Source organism: Psychrobacter sp. ANT_H59 (genome assembly GCF_008369225.1).
Classification (GTDB): domain Bacteria; phylum Pseudomonadota; class Gammaproteobacteria; order Pseudomonadales; family Moraxellaceae; genus Psychrobacter; species Psychrobacter cryohalolentis.
In genome coordinates this window covers 80,846-105,316 of record NZ_VOBE01000003.1, presented here as the reverse complement: position 1 = coordinate 105,316, position 24,471 = coordinate 80,846, and the positions used below count along the sequence as shown (strand labels likewise).

Here is a 24,471-nt window from a genome sequence, read left to right as displayed (position 1 = left end):
AGTGGAGATACCCCATGAAAAAACTACTTTTAGCTACAGCAATCGCTGCCCTATCTGTATCTGCAGCCAATGCAGCACCAACTGTTTATGGTAAAGCTTTCGTTGCTATGGACTATGTTAATGCTGATTTTGATGCATATGCTCCTAGTACAAAGCAGTACAACGAAGATACAGTTGAAATCAACTCTCATGCTTCACGTTTAGGCTTTAAAGGTTCTGAAGCTATGACTGCTAACACTGATGTTATCTATCAGTTAGAGTATGGCACAAAGGTTGATGGTGACAAGAATGGTTTCACTAACCGTGATACATTCCTTGGTGTAAACAACAAACAATTCGGTGAGTTCCGTGTTGGTAAAAACCAATCAACGCTTGCTCGTATTGATAACGTTGTTGTTAACCAAGGTTACTTTGATAACTTAGGTAAGACTAACAATGATGATGATCTTGTTCAAGCTCTGAACATGGCTGATAGTAACCGTATCCCAAGTTCAATCATCTGGACTGCACCTAAATATAACGGTCTACCATTACAGTTATCTGCAATGTATAGCTCTGATGACGTAAATGGTAATGACAATGCTGGCTTTGGTGTTGCAGCGCTATTTGATCAAGGTACTGGCTTCACTGCTGGTCTAGCTTATGATAAAGATCAGAACATCGTCGGTGATATCATCCGTGGTACTGCGACTGTAGATCTAGGCAAGTACATGGCAGCTCCAGTAACTTTGGGTGCACTATATCAAGTCGCTGATTACGATGGCGGCTCTTCTAAAGAGAAAGGCTTAGTAATCAGTGGCGAAATGGGTTTAACTAACTTTGCTCGTCCAGCCTCTGTCTATGCTCAGTACAACAAAACTGACAACCTAGAAGGTTTTAATGACGCTGATACCAATCAGATCGTTGTTGGTGGCAAATATATGTATAAAGATAACATCATTGCTCATGCTTATGCTGGTATGAACAAAGCAGATAATGTTAACCATGCATATAATACTGGCGTTAAAAATAGTTACGGTGATTTGATCTACAATAATGTAAGAGGCGATGCTGAAGTATTCGTAGTTGGTACTGGTCTAGAATACAAATTCTAAATCTATCATTATAAAGTAAGAACATAAAAAAAAGGCCTATCAAAATTGATAGGCCTTTTTTTGTGCATCTTAATGCTTTCTTAACGGCCTTAGTGTTATTGTTTTATGGATTAGCTCTTCTAATATCAGTGTTGTTTGTAAAGTAAACTTATTAATTAGGTTGGTTAAACTGAAGTAATGACTTAAAGGGGTATAAAAATGGACAAACTCATATTAGATAATCACATGGCTACTGTAAAACAAGCATTAGTGAAAGTACCTGAGGTCACCTTATTATTTTGGATAATTAAAGTAGCCGCCACTACCTTAGGAGAAACAGCAGGCGATGCATTATCTATGTCGTTGAACTTAGGGTACATTGTAAGTACAGCAATATTTGCCGTCATATTTGCTGTTGCAGTCGCCACACAAATCAAAGCAAAACAGTTCAATAAATGGCTTTATTGGGGTACTATCGTTGCGACAACGACCCTTGGGACTACTATTGCAGATTTTGTTGATCGCTCTTTAGGGATTGGCTATGCTGGTGGAACATCACTATTATTTGCAATGTTAATTGTATGCTTAGTAGTTTGGCGAAAAACTATGGGCAGTATCAGTGTTGATAGTATTGTGTCATCTAAGGCTGAGATGTTTTATTGGACAACAATTATGTTCTCTCAAACATTAGGTACCGCACTTGGAGATTGGGTAGCAGATAGCAAAGGCATGGGCTATACTACGAGCGCGATCATATTTGGAAGCTTATTGGCGATAATTGCAGGAGCATATTTTTGGACAAATATATCTAGAACACTACTGTTTTGGTCAGCTTTTATTCTTACTAGACCATTAGGAGCAGTGTTAGGAGATTTTTTGGACAAACCTATTGATCATGGCGGTCTAGCATTAAGCCGTTTTGGAGCGTCAGCAGCATTGCTCGTCTTTATTATTTTTTGTCTGGTAGTGTTTAAACATAGAGCCAGTGCTAAGTCCCATTAAAGATTGTTTCAATAATTTTGCATCATTCAGCTAAATAGAGCAAAATTTTACAAGATTATAATATTGCTGAAATTTAATAATTTAATAGAGTTTGTGCTTTTGCCCTATATTTTTTGACGTATTTTTAGTAAAATCCTTCTTTACCAATTACCGACAGAGTACTATGACCAAGTTTATATTTGTGACCGGTGGGGTAGTGTCCTCACTAGGAAAAGGTATTACCGCAGCTTCCCTTGCTGCCGTCTTAGAAGCACGTGGCGTAAACGTGACCATGACGAAAATGGATCCGTATATCAACGTTGATCCAGGCACGATGAGCCCGTTTCAGCATGGTGAGGTATTCGTGACTGAAGATGGCGCCGAGACAGATTTGGACTTGGGCTATTATGAGCGTTTTTTACGCCATTCAAAGATGAGCAAAAGTAACAACTTCACCAGTGGTCGCATCTATCAAAATGTCTTAAATAAAGAGCGCCGTGGAGAATATTTAGGCGGTACGGTGCAGGTGATTCCGCATATTACGGATGAGATTAAGAGTAAAATTCTTGCCAGTGGCGAAGGCTATGATGTCGCTATCATCGAGATTGGCGGTACCGTAGGTGACATCGAGTCGTTACCTTTTATGGAAGCAGTACGTCAAATGCAAGTCGAGCTTGGTCGCAATCGTGCCATGCTGATGCATCTTACACTGGTGCCTTATATCGCCAGTGCAGGTGAAACTAAGACTAAACCAACTCAGCATTCAGTCAAAGAGCTGCGTTCTATCGGTTTGCAGCCTGACATCTTGATTTGCCGCTCTGATCATCATATCTCACAAGACAATCGTCGCAAGATTGCACTATTTACCAACGTTGAAGAGCGTGCGGTCATTATGTGTGAAGATGCGCAAAGTATTTATCAGATTCCACGTACTTTACATGAACAAGATCTCGATGATTTAATCTGTGAGCGTTTTGGTCTTGATTTACCAGAAGCAGATTTGAGCGATTGGGATAAGGTTGTCGAAGCGCAGCTGAATCCTGAGTCGACGGTAACAGTAGCCATGGTTGGTAAATATGTTGAATTACCAGATGCCTATAAATCAATCAATGAAGCATTGTTACATGCCGGTATTACTCACAAAGCCGACGTCAAGATTGATTATATCGATGCTGAACGTTTAGAAGACGATGACAGCTTACTAGCGCAACTGCATAATGCTGATGCCATCTTGGTGCCAGGCGGCTTTGGTGAGCGCGGTACGATGGGTAAGATCAAAGCCATTACCTATGCTCGCGAAAACAACGTACCTTATTTAGGTATCTGTTTAGGTATGCAGCTTGCAGTGATTGAATATGCGCGTAACGTGCTACATATCGATGCCAACTCTTCTGAATTTGATCGTAAAACAGCTGAGCCTATTATTGGCTTGATTACAGAGTGGTTAGATGAGCGCGGCGAATTGCAGATTCGTAGTGATGATTCAGACCTTGGTGGTACGATGCGTTTAGGCGCGCAGCAAGCTGAGCTGGTCGCTGGTAGTAAGCTTGCACAAATCTACGGTGCTACCAATATAACTGAGCGTCATCGCCATCGCTATGAGATGAATAACCGCTATATCGAGCCATTAGAGCAAGCAGGAATGACGGTATCAGGTTATTCTGCTAAGCAGCACCTAGTTGAGTCAGTTGAACTTGCTGATCATCCATGGTTTGTTGCGGTACAGTTCCATCCAGAATTTACCAGCTCGCCACGCGGTGGTCATCCATTGTTCAATAGCTTTGTAAAAGCGGCGAAGAATTATAGTGAAGCGAAATAATCGTTAAGCTATAAGTGCTTTTGATATGAAAAGACTGATCTTCGGATTGGTCTTTTTTTTGGCTGATTTTTTGGCAGTGGTTTGCATGCTGATTTTTCTAATGGTTTACGGCTAATTACGCTTATAGCCTTTTTTTAATTGACCTATCGGTTACAATAAGAGATAACAATAAAGAGGATACCTACTCGATGGAAAACCTACTAACCGCGCAGTCGCATATTCAGCTTAATACACCTGATAATAAAAACATCAGTATCGGTAATGATCAGCCATTTGTCTTATTCGGTGGCATGAATGTTTTAGAGTCTAAAGAGATGGCATTTGAGATCGCTGAACAGTATGTCGAAATCTGCCAACGTTTGGGTATCGGCTATGTGTTTAAAGCCAGTTTTGATAAGGCCAATCGCTCAAGTCTGACCTCGTATCGTGGTCCGGGGCTAGAGAAAGGTATCGATTGGCTTGGGCAAATCAAAGAAAAATTCCAAGTACCGATTATTACGGATGTCCACGAACCTTATCAAGCGGCACCAGTCGCTGAAGTAGCTGATATTATCCAGTTGCCTGCGTTTTTATCGCGTCAAACAGATTTGGTGCATGCGATGGCGAAGACGGATGCGATTATTAATATCAAAAAAGCCCAGTTTTTAGCGCCGCATGAGATGCGTCATATCGTCAATAAATGTCTTGAGGGCGGCAATGACAAGCTGATACTGTGTGAGCGCGGTAGTGCCTTTGGTTATAATAACCTAGTGGTTGATATGCTGGGTTTTGATACCATGAAGCAGATGGAGATACCAGTGTTCTTTGATGTGACGCATAGTTTGCAGCAGCCAGGCGGCCGTAGTGATAGTGCAGGTGGTCGCCGTGAGCAGATCACCACGCTGGCACGTGCTGGCATGGCAACAGGGATTGCAGGATTGTTTTTAGAGGCGCATCCAAATCCAGAAGTGGCAAAATGTGATGGTCCGTGTGCGCTACGTATGAGCCAATTAGAGCCGTTCTTACGCCAGCTTAAACAGCTTGATGACTTGGTCAAAGGCTTTGAGACCTTGGATACTCATTAATATCATAAGTAATGTGAGGATAAGACAGTGGCGATTAAAGTGGCACAAGTAAGCATTGAAAACATCAGTGATTCAGAAGGTTTAGATAGCGTCATGACCGCTTTGAAGAATATAACGGGCGTCACGGCTATTGAGTTAGATGCTAACAGTCGTATGGCGTTGGTGCGTTATGATGATACCAAAACCAGTATCCATGCCTTTACTGCTGCGATTAGTATGGTCGATTATGTCACTCAACCATTTCCTATCGATGCCCCGCAAAATCCACGTTATCATGATTAGATTTATAAAAGTATAACCAAACTGACTTGTGGTCAACGCCAATAGCTCTTATGCTGGTCTTGGCTATTTTAATAAAGTCTTATACCATTAAAGTATACAAACCATTTATTCACAGATAACAATAAGGAGCCTCTCATGGCAAACCAAACCCGTATTATTAAAATTGATGGCATGACTTGTGGTGGCTGTGTGGCAAGTGTCCATAACGCCACCGCTGATATTGATGGTTTAGATGACATCAGTATCGAGCTTGCAGACAATCAAGCGACAGTCACCTTTGATGATAGCAAAACCAGTGCAGAGACGATTGCTGCTGCTATTGATGACGCAGGCTTTGATGCCACTGTTACCAACGCTTAATTTTATGCTTTGTTATAAACAAACCAGCTATTGTGGCTGGTTTTTTAATGGTTAAAAACTATGGCTATCGGAGTAGTGTTCTCAGATCTCTTATTTCTGCAATATGTCCTTTTAATCTGAAATAATTGGTCGGCTGAAATAGTTGAATTGGCGCTAATCATGACCATTTAATATATAGGTTGATACACTAAGATGACTACTATTTAGATGCTCTGAAAAACAATATGATATTAATCTTTAGAATGTACTGCTTGTTTGATTTGGATTTTTATTCCTCCACTGATAGATTTTTATAGCTCATACAAATTTATAAACGCCATAACGAGTTTTATTTATGAATGATTCTACCCGTACCAATACGCATAATTCTTACGATGTTGAGACTGATATTCAGTCTAATACCCCGCTTACGCCGCAGCGTGCGCACTTGCAGCTGGCGATAGAGGGTATGACGTGTCAGGCCTGTGCATCACGGATTGAAAAGGTTTTGAATAAAAAGCCATCAGTCTATGAGGTCAGCGTGAACTTCGCAGGCGAGACCGCCAATGTGGATTATGATCCGACACAGACGACGGCAGAGCAGGTGACGGAATGGGTCAACAAAACGGGTTTTGTCGCCAATTTACAGGCGGCTGATAGCTTGTTTGCTCAAAAAGATGACGATGCGAGCACTCAGTATCCATGGCGTTTGATTGGACTATGGGTCTGTTTGGTGCCGTTTTTAGTTGGTATGGCTGGCATGCTCTTTGGGCAGGGTATGGCATGGATGCCGCCGATTTGGATGCAATTCATATTAGCGACCATTGTACAGTTTGGATTTGCATTGCCGTTTTATAAAAGTGCTTGGGCGTCTATTAGAGGCGGTCTTGCCAATATGGACGTACTGGTCGTCATCGGTACGGTAACCATTTGGGCATATTCAACGTATCTGTGGCTGACCCATGGTGATGGTAGCTTAAATAGTCTGTTGCAAAGTGGGCATACTGGTGGTCATGGTGCGAGTGGCAGTCCTGCGGTATATTTTGAAGCAGGCGTGATGGTCATTGCTTTTGTGCGCACCGGTAAATATCTTGAAGAGCGCACTAAAAAGCACAGTCTGAATAGTATTGATTTACTATTAGCGCTGACACCAGACGAAGTTGAGCAACAGCAGCCAAATGGTGAGTTTAAAAATATCGCTCTCAAAGAGGTACAAGTAGGTGATATCTTGCGTGCCAAACAAGGTAGCCGCGTTGCAACCGATGGGACGGTCATCGATGGTGCTGGCTGGTGTGTCGAAAGTCATTTAACCGGTGAGTCAGTACCGCTTAAGAAAGAAGTAGGCGATGGATTATTAGCGGGTGCCTTGGTCGAAAACGGTAGCTTGTTATATCGCGTCAATGCCAAGGGTAGCGATACTAAACTTGGTGATATGGTACAAGCCCTCAGCGATGCCCAAGGCTCAAAAGCCAATTTGGCACGCCTTGCTGATAGAGTCACTGCGGTCTTTGTGCCCGTTGTGGTAGTAATTGCACTGGTTACCTTTGGTGTGACGTGGTGGCTAACCGGTATGCTCGATACGGCTTTGATGCACGCAGTATCTGTATTGGTCATTGCTTGTCCATGTGCGCTTGGTTTGGCGACACCAGCCGCAATCATGGCAGGTATGGGCGTGGCTGCGCGTCACGGTGTTTGGTTTAAAGATGCGCAAAGCCTAGAAGCGGCAGGCAATATCGATACAGTAGTGCTCGATAAGACGGGTACCTTAACCATTGGCAAACCGACCATCGTCGATGAAGTTATGGTTGATAAATCAATAGCGGTTGATGATGTACTACAGATTGCCGCAAGTATTGAAGTACATGCCAGTCATCCGCTTGCAACTGCTTTGGTCAATGCAGCGACAGCACGTGGTTTATCCTTATTCGATGTGTCTGATATCAGCGTTATCAAAGGCGCAGGTATACAGGCAAATATTGAAGGCTTAGGTGTGGTAAAGGTTGGCACAGCAGAGTTTGCCAATCTTGTATTGCCTAAATTGATGCCAAAGGTATGGCAAATTGCCAGTACTGTTGCGATTAGTATTAACGATGAAGCACTAGGCGCATTTGCTTTAGCGGATGACTTAAAATCAGATACGCCGCAGGCAATTACTGCGCTACAAGATGCGGGTATTAATGTTATTTTGATGAGTGGTGACAAACAATCTGTCGTCGATCACGTTGCCGGACAGCTTGGTATCGAAAAAGCGTATGGAAAGATGAGTCCACGTGACAAGGCCAGCCAAATTGCTCTACTGCAAACAGCGGGTCATAAAGTCGCTATGGCAGGAGATGGGGTCAATGATGCACCAGCGATGGCAACGGCCGATGCCAGCTTTGCCATGTTTGAAGGCACGGATGTCGCCCAACATAGTGCCTCTGCGCGCTTGATGGGTGAGTCGCTGATGCATATCGACGCAGCGCAAAAAATTGCGAATGCCACGCTGCGTAATATCAAACAAAATCTGTTTTTTGCCTTTATCTATAATTGCCTTGGTATTCCGCTCGCTGCTTTTGGCTTTTTGAATCCTATGATTGCCGCTGCTGCTATGGCACTTAGCTCTATCTCAGTACTGATGAATGCCCTACGCTTAACCCGTTTTAAGACCAAGGTTGAACTGAATAATACCGTATCAGACTCCCATACTAAAGCAGATCGTTTAACAAAAGCGTAAGAGTTATATGACGTTTGATATCATAGGTACTGAGATAAATTGATAGTGGCTCATTTGACTATTGATTGGCGATTTTATGACCGTCCGTTGCTTTAAGATAAGGGAAGTTTGGCAAAATTTATGCTATGATACCAAGCACTATAGCTAATGGTTAAGGGATGAAATAAATCTTTGATTACGTTTAAAATGAGCCGATTGTATTAATCACTAAAGCTTTTTTTGCGCATTACTATACGATATTCTGCTTTATCTTTTTTGTATTCTAGTTGCCGTTATTTATCTCATAAACTTGGCATGACCAAAGGAATTAACAGACATTATGTACGCTGAAGAAACCAACAACGTCACCGCAATTAAAGACATTCGCGCTCGTGAGATTTTAGACTCGCGTGGTAACCCAACGATTGAAGCTGATGTGATTTTAGCTGATGGCACTATTGGCCGTGCAGCTGCGCCAAGCGGCGCATCGACTGGCTCACGTGAGGCGCTTGAGCTACGTGATGGCGATCAAAGCCGCTATATGGGTAAAGGCGTCAAAAAGGCGGTAGCTAACGTCAATAGCCAAATCCGCAGTGCTTTGATGGACAAAGATGTTACTGCTCAGCAAGCCATTGATGATGCAATGATTGCGCTAGACGGTACAGAAAATAAAGACAATCTCGGTGCCAATGCCATACTTGCAGTTTCACTTGCGGTTGCTAAAGCGGCTGCTAAGTCACAGAGTCTGCCATTACATCAGTATATCGCTGATCTGCGCAACCAGACGTCGCTTACGATGCCTGTACCGATGATGAATATCATTAATGGTGGCGAGCACGCGGACAATACCGTCGATATTCAAGAGTTTATGATTGAGCCGGTTGGTTTTAGCAGCTTCTCAGAAGCATTACGTGCTGGTACCGAAATCTTTCATAGCTTAAAGTCTGTTTTAAAGTCGCAAGGCTTGAATACTGCTGTTGGTGATGAAGGTGGCTTTGCGCCAAACCTTCGCAGCAACGAAGAAGCTATTACAGTTATCATGCAAGCCATTGAGCAAGTAGGCTACACAGCTGGTAAAGATATTCACTTAGCTTTAGATTGTGCTGCTACTGAGTTCTATAAAGATGGCAAATACGTCTTGGCAGGCGAGGGCAACAAATCTTTTGATAGCCAAGGGTTCTCAGATTATTTAGTGGGTCTTGCGCGTCAATATCCTATTATCTCTATCGAAGATGGTCTTGATGAGTCAGATTGGGATGGCTGGAAATACCTAACTGAGCAAATCGGTGATAAGGTTCAACTGGTCGGTGATGATTTGTTTGTAACCAACCCTGCTATCTTGCAAGAAGGGATTGATAAGAAAATTGCCAATGCGATTTTGATTAAGTTTAACCAAATCGGCACCTTGTCAGAAACGCTAGATGCGATTTATCTGGCGAAGAAAAACGGTTATGCGACGGTTATTTCGCATCGTTCAGGCGAAACGGAAGACAGCACCATTGCTGATTTAGCGGTAGGTACTGCAGCTGGACAAATCAAAACCGGCTCATTATGCCGCTCAGATCGCGTTGCAAAGTATAACCAATTGCTTCGTATCGAGCAGCAAGTACGTGCAAGCTATCGTGGTCGCGAAGAGTTCATTGGTCTACGTGGTTAATCAGCCAAAATTGTCGCTTACGCTGGGCGATATATAAATATATCGCCCAGCAAGTTTATATTCTCTTTATATGGTTTGGCGTTATTATATTATGAAATACTTTAGCCAATTTATACTACTTGCGTTAGCCGTTGCCGTGCTGTCAGGACTGCAATATCAGTATTGGCTGGGTGAAAATGGTCGCGTCGAGCACAATAAGCTTCTGACTGAAGTGGATGAGCAGCAGCGCTTAAATGACAACCAAGTCTCAGCAAATAACTTACTGCGTACCGATGTCAATGATCTAAAGACTGGTCTCGAAGCGGTAGAGGAGCATGCTCGTTTGGATTTAGGTTTGATTAAGCCAAATGAGACTTTTGTACAAGTATCAACCGCGCCTACCACTCATAGTCGTTATTGATTTTGACGTACAGTCAGTATTGATTCTAAAGTCGTTGCAATGAGCTATTATTGATAATAATAGTTTTTTTCATTTTTATACCTCTTAATTCCCATCTTTCTTATCCTATTTTCATGGAATCAACCCATGAGTACTGCATTATGAATACCACTCCTAATATCCATGCCATGATCGTTGCTGCTGGACGCGGTAGTCGCTTTGGCGCGTCTATTGCTAAACAATATACCTTACTGCAAGGTCAAACCTTATTACAGCATAGTGTGGCACGTCTGGCTGAGAGTAATTATATTGATCAATGTCTATTGGTTGTGGCTCAAGATGATAGCACTGCCCAGACACTGAGCTTTGCGCTTCCTATATATTATGCTATCGGCGGTACTGAACGTTGGCAATCGGTGCAGGCAGGAGTCGAGGCAATGATTAATGCGGGCGCAGATGAGTCGGATTTGGTTGTGATCCATGATGCCGCGCGCCCTGCAGTGCCAAGTCATGATATTGATGCTGTCATTCAAGCGGCGATGCTCGAGCCTTATGGTGCTATTTTAGCGACACCGGTTGCTGATACCTTAAAGCAGTCTTACATCGTACCTAACACACTATTAACGCCAGCACATGATACTCGACTATCCCATCAGCAACTGAACACTCAGCCGGAGATTGCTAATAATCAAAGTGGTTATGACACGCCTCATACTTATGCTCAAAAAACCATTGATCGCAGCCATATGTGGCAGGCACAAACCCCGCAAGTATTTAGGCTTGGACAATTGCAACGAGTGCTGAACTATGTCGCTGAGCATAATCTTGCTATTACCGACGAAGCCAGTGCTTTTGAGTATTTAGAACTGCCAATTCGATTGGTAACGGGCAGCCGTCAAAACATCAAACTGACTTATCCTGATGATATTATTTTACTGACAGCCATTCTCAAGGCTCAATTTGCCCCTAGCTCATAAAATTCTTATCATACTCTGCTTTCTGTATTTTTTAACTTTATAAATTTTGTATAGCTTTTTTATTCTGTCATAAAAATATCGAATATTCATTATATCTATCTCTGTAAGGCTTATGTCGCAAACTCTATAGCCAGTATTGAATTTGAGAAATGAAGTTGTATTCCTAAATTGATACTATTTATATTTACTAAACAGCCGTTTATTCTCACTATAATATTTTTCATAATCTCAAATATTTTTCATATGAATATTTCTTAAGTATTGTTTAATATTAACAACTTGTTATTTGCTATAAACATATATTGCTTTGCTCACTAAAACAGCCTATGATGTAACCAACTTAATACAATTAATATAAATATTTATAAAATCAATAATATACCAAGCCGATTTGTGTTTAAAAACGTCTTGTTTCTATGTTTTTTTCTAAAAATGAGTATGGTTGTCTTAGCTACATTTACCCAATTATAGGGAGAAGCTGATTGTCACCAATGATTGATTCTACGAATCCAGTAATGCCAGATCTCTGCCAGCTTGTATATCTGAGCCACATTACGTCTACTGGTCTATCTAACTCTAGTACGCTTAACGATATCGCAGAAGTCGCAAATAAGCTGAATAAAATTGATGATATTACGGGTATTCTTTGCTACGGCAATGGTTACTTTTTTCAATATGTCGAAGGTACTGAGCAAGCACTGACCAACCTTAAAAATCGCTTGTTAATAGATGATCGCCACAAAGATTTAAAAATATTGGATTTTTCAGCGATTGATGGGCGCCGCTTTGAAGGATGGTCATTACGCTCTATTACGCTTGAGCGCTGGATGGTTAATGAGCCTAAGCTAAAAGCCTTTATGCCTTTTAGACCTGATAGCTGGAAGTCAAACGAATGGCAGCAGTTTCTAGATATTCTGCAAGGCTATTATGAAGCGCAAGAAGTGACCGGTGATACTGATTCTCAGCCGATAAAATACAGCACGCTAGGGTTAACATTAGGCAAAGTAGTAGGGCAGCACCAAGCATTTTTCTTGATCCAAACCATATTGGGTGGATTGATTGTGTTAGCGCTACTGTGGCTGATTTTATCCGATAAGATTTTCTAAATGTCTATATATGTATTCATGAAGTCAGCATAAATTGCTGGCTTTTTTTTGTTTTTACAATCAGGTATTAAGTGGTTGTTAGGCTGCACGGACAAGGCGTAATAGATATATTTTCTGCTGAAAAGCAGAAACTAATACACATAAAAAACCCCTATCACAGTATGTTGTGATAGGGGTTTTAGTGGTACGCTTATTAGTCTTATCTAATGCTTAACAAGCATATTTGCTAATAAGTGACGCCAAATAGTGGCGTCCCCAGGGGGATTCGAACCCCCGTTACCGCCGTGAAAGGGCGGTGTCCTAGGCCTCTAGACGATGGGGACTAGTACAACGCTTCAGCTGCTTTCACCTTTATGCTGAAGTGGTGCGTATTTTAATGGGGTCTGCGCTTGCTGTCAAGCCTTTTTCTACGTCTTTTTAAAATTAGATATCTTTTTTTAAGCGCGCGACGTGGATGCAGGTCATTACGCTTCAAATGATATCGAATCCACAACGAAGTACAAGTACTAATCGTTAATGCAAGCAGCATATAACCGATGATCGTCGCCCATAATTTAAACTGTGGTTCCATCATAAAGTCCCTCATAATAAGCTTTAATCGTCTATAACAGACGCTAAAAGCACAATAGGTAACTTAAACCATCTATAGATCTAATCATCGCTTGAGCAAGATATACGCAAATGATTAAATTGTCCTTTTAAATTGTAAGGTTGAAGTTAGCAGACCTTACAAATAGCACTATTATGGGTAGCGAGCAACACGTACTCTGTAATAACTGATTTATTTGCTATTATCAGTCGCAGTTTCTGTGATTTCAGGCTCGCTGTGCATGGCATTAGCGAGCATAGGATAATTATTTAAGATATAACAAAATAGCTCAGCGGTTTTTTGCGTGTCGTAGAGTGCAGAATGAGCGTCATTACCATCAAAATCAAGTCCTGCGGCTTTACAGGCGCGTGCTAGCACCGTTTGACCAAAGGCAAGTGCTGATAAAGTCACCGTATCAAAGACTGAGAAGTTATGGAAAGGATTGTGGCTCTTATTATTGGTACGTAATACCGCGGCATTTAAAAATGCCAAATCAAAATGTGCATTATGTCCGATTAACACACATTGACGGCAGTCTTCAATACGGCGTACTTCTTTTAAACCTTTAAAAATACGACGTAGCGCCGTTTTTTCGTCTTCAGCAATGGCTTTACGCAGCGGATTGTTAGGGTCAATGCCGGTAAAGGCGAGGGCACTTGGCTCAAGATTTGCCCCTTCAAAAGGTTCGATATGAGCATTAAATGCCTCACCCGGATAAAAAACACCCTGCTCATTCAGTAGTACAGGAATACAGGCAATCTCTAGCAAGGCATCAGTTTGCGCGTTAAATCCTGCTGTTTCAACATCCACTACTACTGGTAGGAATTTCCGAAAACGCTCTTTTAGTTTCATGGGTGCTAGCGTTTCTGTCGTCGAATCTATAGGAACGGCTACATCTATTTTGGGTAAAGCGGTATCTTTTTTAATGGTCATATCAGGTTAAATCGCTTTTATCAGTCGGGCTATTGTGTTTAATAAAAAAATAAACTTCCTATGACACTCATACTATTTTTCAATAGACAGATAGCATTGCTATCATAGGATAAAATACAGATAATTTTACTTTATAAAAAAGGGTTTTAATTAAAAAGTATCAAAATTATCCTTTGATCGACCAAGGTAATGTCTCGCCTGCCATCAGTGGAGTTAATGAGCTACCATCAAAGTAAGGATAATTTGCTGGTATTTGCATCGGCGTATTGATAATCGTAATAGTGCTCTCGTTAACGGGCAAACCGTAAAATTGTGCACCAAAACGACTGGTAAACCCTTCTAATCTGTCAATTTTACCAACACTATCAAACGCTGTGGCATATAAAGGTAGTGCAGTCGCCGCGCTATAGCAGCCAGCACAGCCACAAGCCGCTTCTTTTTTATCGGTCGCATGGGGTGCAGAATCAGTACCTAAAAAGAATTTTGGGTTGCCGCTGGTAGCGACATCAAGTAATACTTTTTGATGGCTTTCCCGCTTTAAGATAGGCAAGCAATAGAAGTGCGGCTTAATACCACCAAGCAATAAGTGATTGCGGTTAAACATCAAATGCTGCGGCGTAATAGTGGCAGCAATTTGATTGCCTTGTGACAAGACAAAATCAGCCGCATCACTAGTGGTGATATGCTCCATCACAATTTTCATGGTTGGAAACTTTGCGATGATTTGTACCATCACTTCATCTAAAAAGCGCTTTTCACGATCAAAAATATCGACGTGGTCGTGAGTGACTTCTCCATGTAGCAGTAGGGGTAGATTATATTTTTCAAGCGCCTCAAATACATCGACACAGGCATTGATATTGGTAACGCCATCAGCAGAGTTGGTGGTAGCACCAGCAGGATAGAGCTTGACCGCTTGTACGATGCCAGACTTTGCTGCCATCTCGATATCTTGGGCAGTGGTTTTGTCAGTGAGATACAAGGTCATGCGCGGGTCAAATGATGCTTTACGCTCAGCGCTCAGATTGCTGATTTCTAGATGTTGCATGATACGCGCGCGATATGCTTGCGCGTCGTCGACGTTTTTGACTGGTGGTACAAGGTTTGGCATACAGATGACGCGATTAAAGCTCTCTGCCGCATGAGGGACTGTGGTTGCTAGCGCCTTATCGTCACGCAAATGAATGTGCCAATCATCGGGTTGTAGGATGGTCAATTCTCTAATTGAATCAGTCATAGTATCGTCGCGCTCTATATCGTCATATCTGGGAGTAAAAGGGAGTCTTGCTGTGCGGCTATCATAACAGATTTGCTTACCTGACTAAATATGTGGCTGAATATCTATACATAATATCTCTACAGAAATGGTAGGTAATTTATTCATCTGTAGAAGTAAGATGCCATGTTCACTCTATTATTGGTGAGAAAATTATTGATTTAGTGGCAACTAAACTTGGGTAAAAACCTCATGCCTAACGGCAGTGCCACTTTTGCCAATGGTAAATATGATGTACACTGAGCGAGCAATCTATCTTCCTCGTGATATAGTCGATTTACCTATCATTAAATTCCTCATACTAGGAGTGTTTCATGGCTCAGCTTGATCCAAAAACTATTAATAAAATCGTGTTGGCATATTCGGGGGGTCTTGACACCTCAATCATCGCTCGATGGCTACAAGAAACCTATGATGCAGAAGTGATCACTTTCACTGCGGATATTGGTCAAGGTGAAGAAGTTGAGCCTGCGCGTGCCAAAGCTGAAGCCATGGGTATCAAACATATCCATATTGAAGACTTGCGCGAAGAATTTGCTCGTGATTACGTGTTCCCAATGTTCCGTGCCAATGCCATCTACGAAGGTGAGTATCTGCTTGGTACTTCTATCGCGCGTCCACTCATCGCTAAGCGTTTGGTTGAAATCGCTAAAGAACATAATGCTGATGCGATCAGCCATGGTGCAACCGGTAAAGGTAATGACCAAGTACGCTTTGAGCTTGGTGCTGTTGCTTTATCTCCAGACGTCGTGACTATCGCGCCTTGGCGTGAGTGGGATTTATCGAGCCGTGAAAGCTTGATGGAATATGCTAAAGAGCATAATATTGCCATCGACTATGCGGGCAATAAGAAAAAATCCCCATACTCAATGGACGCTAACTTATTACATATCTCTTATGAAGGCGGTATCTTAGAAGATCCGTATGCTGAAGCAGAAGATGATATGTGGCGCTGGTCAGTAAGCCCAGAAGAAGCACCAGATGAAGCCCAATATCTGGAATTAGAGTATGAAAAAGGCGACATCGTTGCCATCGATGGTGAAGCGCTTAAGCCATATGAAGTAATGATTAAGCTTAATGAGATTGGTGGTAAGCATGGTATCGGACGTTTGGATATCGTTGAAAACCGTTACGTCGGTATGAAGTCGCGCGGCTGCTACGAGACGCCAGCGGGCACCATTATGTTAAAAGCGCATCGCGGTATTGAGTCATTGACACTTGACCGTGAAGCGGCGCATCTAAAAGATGAGCTAATGCCACGTTATGCTAAGACTATCTACAACGGCTATTGGTTCAGCCCTGAGCGTATGATGCTACAGGCGCTGATTGATAAGTCACAAGAATATGTTAATGGTACGGTACGTGTCAAATTATACAAAGGTGCTGTAAGCGTGGTTGGTCGTAAGTCAGATGATTCGTTATTTGATGAAAAAATTGCGACTTTTGAAGATGATGCGGGCGCCTATGATCAAAAAGATGCAGAAGGTTTTATTCGTCTGAATGGTCTACGTTTGGCAATTGAAGCCAGCCGTGGTCGTGATTTGTCAAAATAAGTATTTTTGACTAAAGGATTTCTTAAATCATTTTGTTAAATGACCGATCAAAAAAGAGGTGCTATATAAATAGCGCCTCTTTTTTTTGCTGATCGATTTCTACGATACTATTTTAAAGATAGCTATGTTTTATTCAGCTTTTGATTTTTTATCATCAGCAGTGGTATCTTCGTTCACCATAACGATAGCCACATCTTGCTGCTGTCGCTCTTCTAACACTTCCTCTGTAGCAAGTATGACACCGTTAGATTTTTGCGTTTGATATTTGATGGTTGCCAATATTCCAAGCCCACCAATCACGAGAATAATCAGCAGAATGACGGGATTTTTCCATAGGGGGACTGATGCCTCGTATTCAATCGGCTTTTCGCTAAGGGTGCTTGGTGTATTATCATTGTTGCTATTACTGCTCAGCAATCCTGAGCTAACCAACGGCGGCTTTGGTGGGTTGATAGGTTCAGAAGTAATGCGTAATCGATTACGCTGCAAATATATCTCTGATATTTTAGCCAGTTGTACTAGCCAGCGTTGATGTGGCAAGCCAATAGCCGTCATCGGTGCAAACATCAATAAGTCATTGTGTTTACCTTGTTGAATGTTTTCAGCTGAGCGTCCAATGGCTTTTAAGTAGTTACCAGTCGCTAACTGCATGTCTTTTACTGGCTCAAATTGTTCGGGTATGAATGCTGTCAGCTCATACCAGTAAGGATCAAAAGCTGGCGGGTTCTCTGTCAATTGCTCAGTGATTATTAAGTAACGCTCGTCGCTAGCTACTGACTGTATTTTTACCGCTTCTATTGCTGACAATGTGGTTTGTGCCTCATCGCTATCATCAGCTGATTCGTTAACAGCTAAATTTGAGACAGGGATAGCAAAACGCGCTTTGGACAAAAATTGTGGCTGTAAGGCGAACCATTTATTCACCTCATCATGATCAAGTTGGCTATACTCAACCAAAATAGCAAGCTCACGTAGCACAATGACGCATAGGGTAGTAAGCAAGATTTGTACTTGTGGCGCCTTCGCGTCAATCTGTGCTGCAATATACTCACTGGCTTTGCTCACCCGTGCATTATCATGGAATATCGCATCGGCGGCATCATGGCGATGATACAACGTTGTATTTAGAGTGGCAAAATTCATAGAATTGTACTGGCGCATTTCTTTGACGGCACTGCGACCAAATAGCTTTTTGCTTAGAGCTTGTCCTTGATGGCGCTGCTGATACGCGAGAAGGGCGCTGATAATCGCTTGCAAGCTGGCATCCATTGCCAAACGCGCTTGCGGCAATGACAGCGCTGCTGCATCTGCTAATAATGACACCAATGGCTTGGTATCTTGATATAGAAAATCATACATCGACACCCGTGTCGGTGAAATAGTCGTCATAATCTGCTAGCATCAAAAAGTGTGCCCCTATATTACGGTGTCAAATGTCTTGATACAATCCCTTGATAATAGAAAGAGTCACTCATTTTTATGCTGCTATGGTGAGTTCAATATAAAAAAGTTACGTTCAGAATAGCATTATGCTGAGATAAATTTCTCTCGCTTGCTGTGCGCTTCGCACTCCAGAGGCTTCGCAAAATTTATTCAAACAGTACTGTATTCTTTTTAAATTGAATCGACTATAACAGCCATAATCGAAATAACTGCCGGAAAATTGCTATGACAGATAACGAAAATATTACGACCCAGATAGTGATTAGCATTGCTCAGCAAACTTTGACCGTTTATAGGCGGCAAAAAGTTATTGCTGAATATCCTATATCAACAGCCAAAAATGGAATAGGCAGTCAACAAGACAGTGGTTGTACACCACTTGGTCAGCATATCATTGCAGAAAAAATAGGCGGCAATGCGCCAAGTCATATGGTATTTATTGGACGTATAGCGACGGGAGAAATATATAATGCTGAGCTTGGGGCATTGAACCCTAAACGTGATTGGATACTAAGCCGCATTCTTTGGCTAAGCGGTTTTGAGGAAAGCTTGAATAAAGGCAGTAATAGTCAAGGTAGCTGCGATACTTATCAGCGTTATATCTATATTCATGGAACGCCTGACAGTGAGCCGATGAGCGTGCCACTCTCACATGGCTGCGTACGTATGCGCAATCAAGATATTATCGAATTGTTTGAGCAGGTTGAGGAAGGGACAGCAGTGAATATTATCGCCCAATAAAAGTAGTATTAAGTAGCTGTAGTAGTAATGTATGGATTATAAATTGAGTCGACGATATAAAAAAGACAACCCTTATTCAGTGGGCTATCTTTTTCTCTAATATTGATAAACATCAAATGACAATATACTCAATTACCAAAATACAGAGCACTCATGAAATCTATCCAAATGTTTTTCTGTGGCTTTTTCGATTGGTATCGAAGCAGCATTTAACCAGCCTGCCGCATATAAAGCAGCAGAGTCAGAGCTGGCTTTACTTTGATAGTACTTCTGATAGTCAATCATATCGAGCTGTTGACCCAGTGCTTTCTGTGCTTTTACGGCACGTTTTAGCCAGCGCTTGGTTTTCTTTTTGCTATACAAAGGTGCTACTAATTCGCTGATAGAACATAGATTTTTCAGATGAGCATGTAGGTTATGCAATGCTTTTATGATGGATTCTTCCTCTAACTCACTATCTGAATCATCATGGCTGTCCTCTAAATATTGCTCAGCTTCAAGTAATTTGTCATAGTATTTAATAAGTACTTTTTCAAGCTTATTGATAGCCAGCTTATCTGTTTGAGGCTCAAGGCTAGGGTCGCTCATAGTAAAGGCGATGAGCTCAAGCAACACGATCTGGAAGTCGTTAGCACTGATTGCAGTCATTGGTGTAATTTTGATAGCATCAATATCCGCTGTCCAATCAACGATAGGTGCACCGTGCTGTTGTAACATTGGTTCAATATGAATACTAAGATGAGCAAGCTTACGATAATCAGCGAGTAAAGTAGCAGTTTGTTGCAGTATGGCTGACCAATCCGGATTGATCTCATCTGAGAAGCTATCAAATGCTTGTAGTACAGTGTGCAAGCGCTCTATACCGATAGATAGCTGTAAAAGGTGACTATCGTCTTTACTGCCTGCCACGATGGCGCTGCTATTTGGGAGTATTTGCAATAAGCAGTTATGCACGACAGCGCGTAAAAAAGCAGGCATAGTGATTTTTTTATTGATACTAAGGATGCTCAAGTCAGCAGCAGTGGCTGAGCTATAATTTTGTCCCTTAATAAGCAAGCCGCCACGCTCTGCTTTGGTCACGGTAGAAAGGCACAGTTTATGACGTTGACACCACGTTTTAGCCGTCGTAAATAAAAAATCTAACTCACCGGATGTGAGCTCAAATTCAACTTCTTGAATGGCGTCTCTTTGAGTGTCATCGGTGCCATGGATAATTTCTCCATAGTCGTAAGCCATCTCAATACTGTTAACGACTTCATCGCTCGTATCTTCTATCAATAAGCGGGTAGTACGCTCTACATCAGTCACATATAAACGGGTCAGTTTTTTAGCCAATTTTTTGAGCTTAAAATCTGTCAATGCTGGGGCAATAAGGCTATCTTTATAAATCGTTAAATCAGGCATCAGCGCGTTATTATCGAGCATGGCTTGTACCTGCTCATTATCTAAGGTGGCATTGTGCTCTAGGCGCGCTGCGATACCATCGCCGCCCGCTTTGATAGTCTGCACCCAAGCATCACCCTCCTGACGAATACGCAGGCCAATACCAGCCTGTGCAAGCTGCTGGTCAGGGGTGTCATAATAATGCGCAGCCAGTTGTGTTACTTGTGATGATTTGACTTTCGCTTGGCGCATAAGCCCTTTTAATCGCGACTCTGGCACCAAGAATTTCAGCTCTATTTCTTGCATGATGGCTCCTGATTGTTTTAATAAATTTATATTATTACCATCGTATGAAAGCTATCAGTGAATAACAAGTAAAACTTTCGTTTTGGTTGGCTAAATCGAGCCAAATAATTATTGAGTAAATGAACATCAGTTAATTAAAACAGTGACTGAATAGCTCTGTTATCTGGGTAGATATCGTTATTTATAGCGCACAAAAAAGCCGCCCTACCATGTAGGACGGCTTTTCTCAAAACTTTTACTTATAAAATGTACTTATAAGTGGTTAGACATTAGAACTGGTTCATCGTGTTCTTGCCGCCGCCAGCTTTAAGGGCGTTTTCACCAGAGAAGATCTCTTTATGATCATCACCAAGGTCAGAACCCGCCATTGCTTGGTGTTTAACACAAGCGATGCCTTCACGGATTTCTTTACGTTGTACGCCAGCTGCATAAGCAAGCATACCATCTTCACCGAAGTAGCCTTTAGCAAGTTCATGTACGCTAAGAGCTGTGGTGTGATAAGTAGGTAGCGTGATTAAGTGATGGAATACACCCGCTTCACGTGCTGCATCGCGTTGGAAGTTTCTAGCCGCTTCGTCAGCTGCTGTATCAAGCTCAGTACCATCGTAATCAGCACTCATCAAGTCAGCTTTATTATAGGCAGATAGGTCTTTACCTTCTTCTTCCCACTGAGCGATGATTTGCTTACGGAAGTTCAGCGTCCAGTTGAATGATGGGCTGTTGTTGTATACAAGCTTGGCTTTTGGCTGTTGCTCTTTAATACGGTCAACCATCATTTTGATGTGTGCTACGTCTGGAGTCGGTGTTTCAATCCATAGTAGATCAGCGCCGTTTTCTAGAGCAGTTACACAGTCAAGGACCACGCGGTCGATATTGGTGTCTTCACGGAACTGATATAAACCGTTAGGCAAACGAACTGGACGTACTAATTTGCCGTTATGCTTGAGTAAGCTGTCGTTCTCTTTGGCGTTTTCTAGCGTGACTTCTTCCATCTCGATAAAATCGATGTACTGAGAAGCAAGATCGCCTGGCTCATTTGATACTGGGATTTTTTGCGTTAATGACGCGCCTTCAGAGTCAGTACGAGCAACGATAACACCGTCTTCAACACCAAGCTCTAAGAATGCATAACGAATCGCGTTTATTTTAGAGATGAAGTCTTCATGCGGTACGGTAACTTTACCCGCTTGATGACCACATTGCTTAGCATCAGATACTTGGTTTTCAACCTGAATGGCACAAGCACCCGCTTCAATCATTTGTTTGGTCAATAAATACGTTGCTTCTTCGTTACCGAAACCTGCATCGATATCTGCAATGATTGGCACAACATGTGAATCAAAGTTTTCGATTTTTTCTAAGATAGCTGAGGTATCTTGACCCGCTTCTTCAGCAGCGTTTAGCTCACGGAAATAATCGTTCAATACTTTTGCATCCGCTTGACGCAAGAAAGTGTAGATCTCTGCAATCAGCTTAGGTACAGACGTTTTTTCGTGCATAGATTGGTCAGGCAAAGGACCAAACTCAGAACGTAGAGCTGCTACCATCCAACCAGATAGGTAGATGTAAGTTTTAGATGTTGTGCCAAAATATTTTTTCTTCGCATACATGGTTTGCTGTGCAACAAAACCATGCCATGCACCTAGAGACTGGGTGTATTGAGACGTGTCATTGTCATACTCTTCCATGTCTTGACGCATAATTTTTGCGGTGTACTTAGCAATATCTAAACCTGTTTTGAAGCGGTTTTGTGCCATCATACGTGCCGCATCAGTTTCGCTGATGTTCTGCCAGTTACCGTGTTTTTGTTTTAGTTCACGTACTAAATCGATCGCTGATTTATATGCAGTTGACATCTATAGTCTCCTTGGTGGTGAATAAATAAGTAAATTAAAATAATTTTGGTCTATATATAAAGATGCTGGCAGAAGTAAAAATTTGAAATATAAGCTTCTTCCGTGAGCAGTCTCTACTAAACTATAAGAAAATGGTGATAAAAGCAATTAAAACCTGTCTATTTGGTCAGCTTTTATTTTTAAGTCTCTTTTTTGAACAATTATTTCAGAGTTAATTGGTTGTTTTATAAGTATGTTTTACTACTGAAGTAACTATTACCCTAAAGCATATAAGATATTTGTCCAAGCCTGAAAAATAAGCACAAAAAAACTAAATTTCTATAAGATGCTGTTATAAATTTTATGTCCGTATTTCAGCATGAAAATACGATAAAATGCACTTAGTAACTCATTCATTGAAATATGTAGTAACGGTCTAATGTTGAATAGTCTCTAATGAGCGCTTGCTAGCCACTATAGCTAGGTTACCTTGATTTATCTAGTTTATGATTATTATCTTGGGTATTTCGTTTAATTATAGTATATACAAAACAATGGCTTGTGATGGGTATATTCAGTTATAATAAGCATATTCCAAAATAATTAACATAAAAATATCCTTATATCATGCTGTTAGGGATGAATTGTAATAAATTATAGGATAGAAAATATCACGTTTATGATGGTATTTATTCTAAGATAAAGAGACACATATATGAATTTGCAGCGGGTTGATTTAAATTTATTGGTACATTTGGATGTGTTGTTGCGAGAAAAAAACGTAACGCGCGCCGCTGAGCAGCTAGGCATTACTCAGCCGGCGATGAGTAATATTTTGCGCCGCTTGCGTAAGTTATTTAACGACCCTTTATTGGTGCGTTCATCAGAAGGGATGACACCGACCGAGCGCGCCCTTGAATTACAGCCTCGTATCCGTGAGATACTTGCCGATTTGACACAAGTGTTAGAGCCACGTACTGAGTTTCGTCCTTATAGTACCTCACGTGTTTTTCGTATTATGACATCAGATTATGCTGAGGCGACCTTGGTACCAAAGTTGGTGAAAGCGCTACGCTCAGAGGCACCCAATGTCATTTTAGATTTCTTAACGCCATCGGATGTGTCTTATCGTGATATGGAGCAGGGACGTGTAGATTTGGCAATCAACCGTTTTAACGAGATCCCGCAAAGCTTCCATCAAGTATTGGTATGGCGTGATACCTTTAGCTGCCTGTTATCGTCTGAAAGTCCTTATGCTCATCGCTTTAATCTTAAAAATTATCTTAAAGCGCAGCACGTTTGGGTATCAAAAACTGGTATGGGCGTGGGCTTTGGTGTCAATCCGGAAAAATCTGGTGGCTTAGGTTCTATCGATCAAGCTTTGCAGCGTTTAGGTCAAAAACGTCAAATCAGCGTCTTTACCCGTCACTATCAGATGCCTGCTATGCTGGCAGCAAACAAAGATTTGATTGCGACTTTACCGACCCGTGTCGCAAAAATGCAGGCCAATAACGACAGTATTATTATGGAAGAGCCACCGTTTTTTATACCAGAATTTGAACTAACGATGGCGTGGTCGCCGTTATTGCAGCATCATCCGGCGCATCGCTGGTTACGTCAGCTTATTATGCATGTGGCACGTCAAATCGTTAATGATGAAGAAAATCCACCACAAGAAATTCCTGTAATCAATCACTTGTTTTAGGTTGTTTATTGTACAAATGTATATGGTCTTCTAAAGCTCCATTATGTATCAAACCAGCCATCGTGCTGGTTTTTTATTTGTCTAAAGTTGTCAAAACTCTCTGCATGAGAGGCTCTATACAAGATTTAGGTTTGCTTAATAACACCGTCACATTCTTAACATCTTACGCACAATTCTTTATAACTTGTAAACCTACTCACCAAGCACTTTGTTATGATAGTCGAACATTAAGAAAAATGATGAATAAAATATCTATTGTTAAGTTGTTCTATAAAGTTGAGCTGTTAGGAATAGGTTGTTTTATAGACTCAAGACATTCTAATAAATAAGGATAA

Annotated in this window: 19 protein-coding genes and 1 tRNA gene; 14 read left to right on the top strand and 6 right to left on the bottom strand. The window is 41.6% G+C overall.

Annotated features, from left to right (window positions below; translation table 11 throughout):
• The first annotated feature begins 14 nt into the window (after positions 1-14).
• From FQ083_RS06060 to FQ083_RS06010, 11 genes are all read left to right on the top strand, one after another.
• On the top strand, positions 15-1,094 hold the full coding sequence (locus FQ083_RS06060; protein ID WP_149409217.1) for a porin: 1,080 nt from the start codon (positions 15-17) through the stop codon (positions 1,092-1,094).
• A gap of 198 nt (positions 1,095-1,292) precedes the next feature.
• Positions 1,293-2,075, top strand: a complete 783-nt coding sequence (locus FQ083_RS06055; protein WP_149409216.1) for a hypothetical protein — start codon at positions 1,293-1,295, stop codon at positions 2,073-2,075.
• A 163-nt stretch (positions 2,076-2,238) separates the two neighbouring features.
• Complete coding sequence (locus FQ083_RS06050; protein WP_020444056.1) at positions 2,239-3,873, top strand: CTP synthase; 1,635 nt, start codon at positions 2,239-2,241, stop codon at positions 3,871-3,873.
• A gap of 188 nt (positions 3,874-4,061) precedes the next feature.
• Positions 4,062-4,937: a 3-deoxy-8-phosphooctulonate synthase gene (gene kdsA / locus FQ083_RS06045; protein ID WP_149409215.1), complete on the top strand. Its 876-nt coding sequence runs from the start codon at positions 4,062-4,064 to the stop codon at positions 4,935-4,937.
• A gap of 27 nt (positions 4,938-4,964) precedes the next feature.
• Positions 4,965-5,219 carry a hypothetical protein gene (locus tag FQ083_RS06040; protein ID WP_149409214.1) on the top strand — a complete coding sequence of 85 codons (255 nt, stop codon included), beginning with the start codon at positions 4,965-4,967 and terminating at the stop codon, positions 5,217-5,219.
• A 135-nt stretch (positions 5,220-5,354) separates the two neighbouring features.
• Positions 5,355-5,579: a heavy-metal-associated domain-containing protein gene (locus FQ083_RS06035; RefSeq protein ID WP_020444055.1), complete on the top strand. Its 225-nt coding sequence runs from the start codon at positions 5,355-5,357 to the stop codon at positions 5,577-5,579.
• Positions 5,580-5,913: 334 nt separating this feature from the next.
• Entirely contained in the window at positions 5,914-8,274 is a 2,361-nt protein-coding gene (locus tag FQ083_RS06030; RefSeq protein ID WP_149409213.1) for a heavy metal translocating P-type ATPase, read from the top strand.
• A gap of 319 nt (positions 8,275-8,593) precedes the next feature.
• A complete protein-coding gene (eno, locus tag FQ083_RS06025; RefSeq protein ID WP_011514190.1) occupies positions 8,594-9,910 on the top strand; it encodes a phosphopyruvate hydratase in 1,317 nt (438 codons plus the stop codon).
• 91 nt (positions 9,911-10,001) lie between these two features.
• Complete coding sequence (locus FQ083_RS06020; RefSeq protein ID WP_020444053.1) at positions 10,002-10,310, top strand: FtsB family cell division protein; 309 nt, start codon at positions 10,002-10,004, stop codon at positions 10,308-10,310.
• 113 nt (positions 10,311-10,423) lie between these two features.
• Entirely contained in the window at positions 10,424-11,266 is an 843-nt protein-coding gene (locus FQ083_RS06015; protein ID WP_149409212.1) for a 2-C-methyl-D-erythritol 4-phosphate cytidylyltransferase, read from the top strand.
• 491 nt (positions 11,267-11,757) lie between these two features.
• Positions 11,758-12,372 carry a BLUF domain-containing protein gene (locus tag FQ083_RS06010; protein WP_262880982.1) on the top strand — a complete coding sequence of 205 codons (615 nt, stop codon included), beginning with the start codon at positions 11,758-11,760 and terminating at the stop codon, positions 12,370-12,372.
• 247 nt (positions 12,373-12,619) lie between these two features.
• Here FQ083_RS06010 and FQ083_RS06005 read toward each other — a convergent pair.
• The 3 genes from FQ083_RS06005 to pyrC form a co-directional block, all read right to left on the bottom strand.
• Positions 12,620-12,695, bottom strand: a tRNA-Glu gene (locus FQ083_RS06005).
• 458 nt (positions 12,696-13,153) lie between these two features.
• Positions 13,154-13,894 (bottom strand): ribonuclease T, encoded by a 741-nt coding sequence (rnt, locus tag FQ083_RS06000; protein WP_149409211.1) that lies wholly within the window; start codon positions 13,892-13,894, stop codon positions 13,154-13,156.
• Between the two features lie 166 nt (positions 13,895-14,060).
• A complete protein-coding gene (gene pyrC / locus FQ083_RS05995; protein ID WP_149409210.1) occupies positions 14,061-15,131 on the bottom strand; it encodes a dihydroorotase in 1,071 nt (356 codons plus the stop codon).
• A gap of 353 nt (positions 15,132-15,484) precedes the next feature.
• Here pyrC and FQ083_RS05990 point away from each other — a divergent pair, with 353 nt between their 5' ends.
• Complete coding sequence (locus tag FQ083_RS05990; protein WP_011514184.1) at positions 15,485-16,723, top strand: argininosuccinate synthase; 1,239 nt, start codon at positions 15,485-15,487, stop codon at positions 16,721-16,723.
• A gap of 129 nt (positions 16,724-16,852) precedes the next feature.
• Here FQ083_RS05990 and FQ083_RS05985 read toward each other — a convergent pair whose 3' ends face one another.
• Entirely contained in the window at positions 16,853-18,112 is a 1,260-nt protein-coding gene (locus tag FQ083_RS05985; RefSeq protein ID WP_149409209.1) for a hypothetical protein, read from the bottom strand.
• Between the two features lie 279 nt (positions 18,113-18,391).
• Between FQ083_RS05985 and FQ083_RS05980 the strand changes: the two genes are divergently transcribed.
• Positions 18,392-18,907 (top strand): L,D-transpeptidase, encoded by a 516-nt coding sequence (locus tag FQ083_RS05980; protein WP_149409208.1) that lies wholly within the window; start codon positions 18,392-18,394, stop codon positions 18,905-18,907.
• A 132-nt stretch (positions 18,908-19,039) separates the two neighbouring features.
• Here FQ083_RS05980 and FQ083_RS05975 read toward each other — a convergent pair whose 3' ends face one another.
• Positions 19,040-20,596, bottom strand: a complete 1,557-nt coding sequence (locus FQ083_RS05975) for a CYTH and CHAD domain-containing protein (protein WP_149409207.1) — start codon at positions 20,594-20,596, stop codon at positions 19,040-19,042.
• Between the two features lie 269 nt (positions 20,597-20,865).
• Entirely contained in the window at positions 20,866-22,452 is a 1,587-nt protein-coding gene (locus FQ083_RS05970; RefSeq protein WP_011514180.1) for an isocitrate lyase, read from the bottom strand.
• A 694-nt stretch (positions 22,453-23,146) separates the two neighbouring features.
• On the opposite strand from FQ083_RS05970, the gene FQ083_RS05965 reads away from it, so the two are divergent.
• Entirely contained in the window at positions 23,147-24,136 is a 990-nt protein-coding gene (locus FQ083_RS05965; protein ID WP_011514179.1) for a LysR family transcriptional regulator, read from the top strand.
• Positions 24,137-24,471 lie beyond the last annotated feature (335 nt).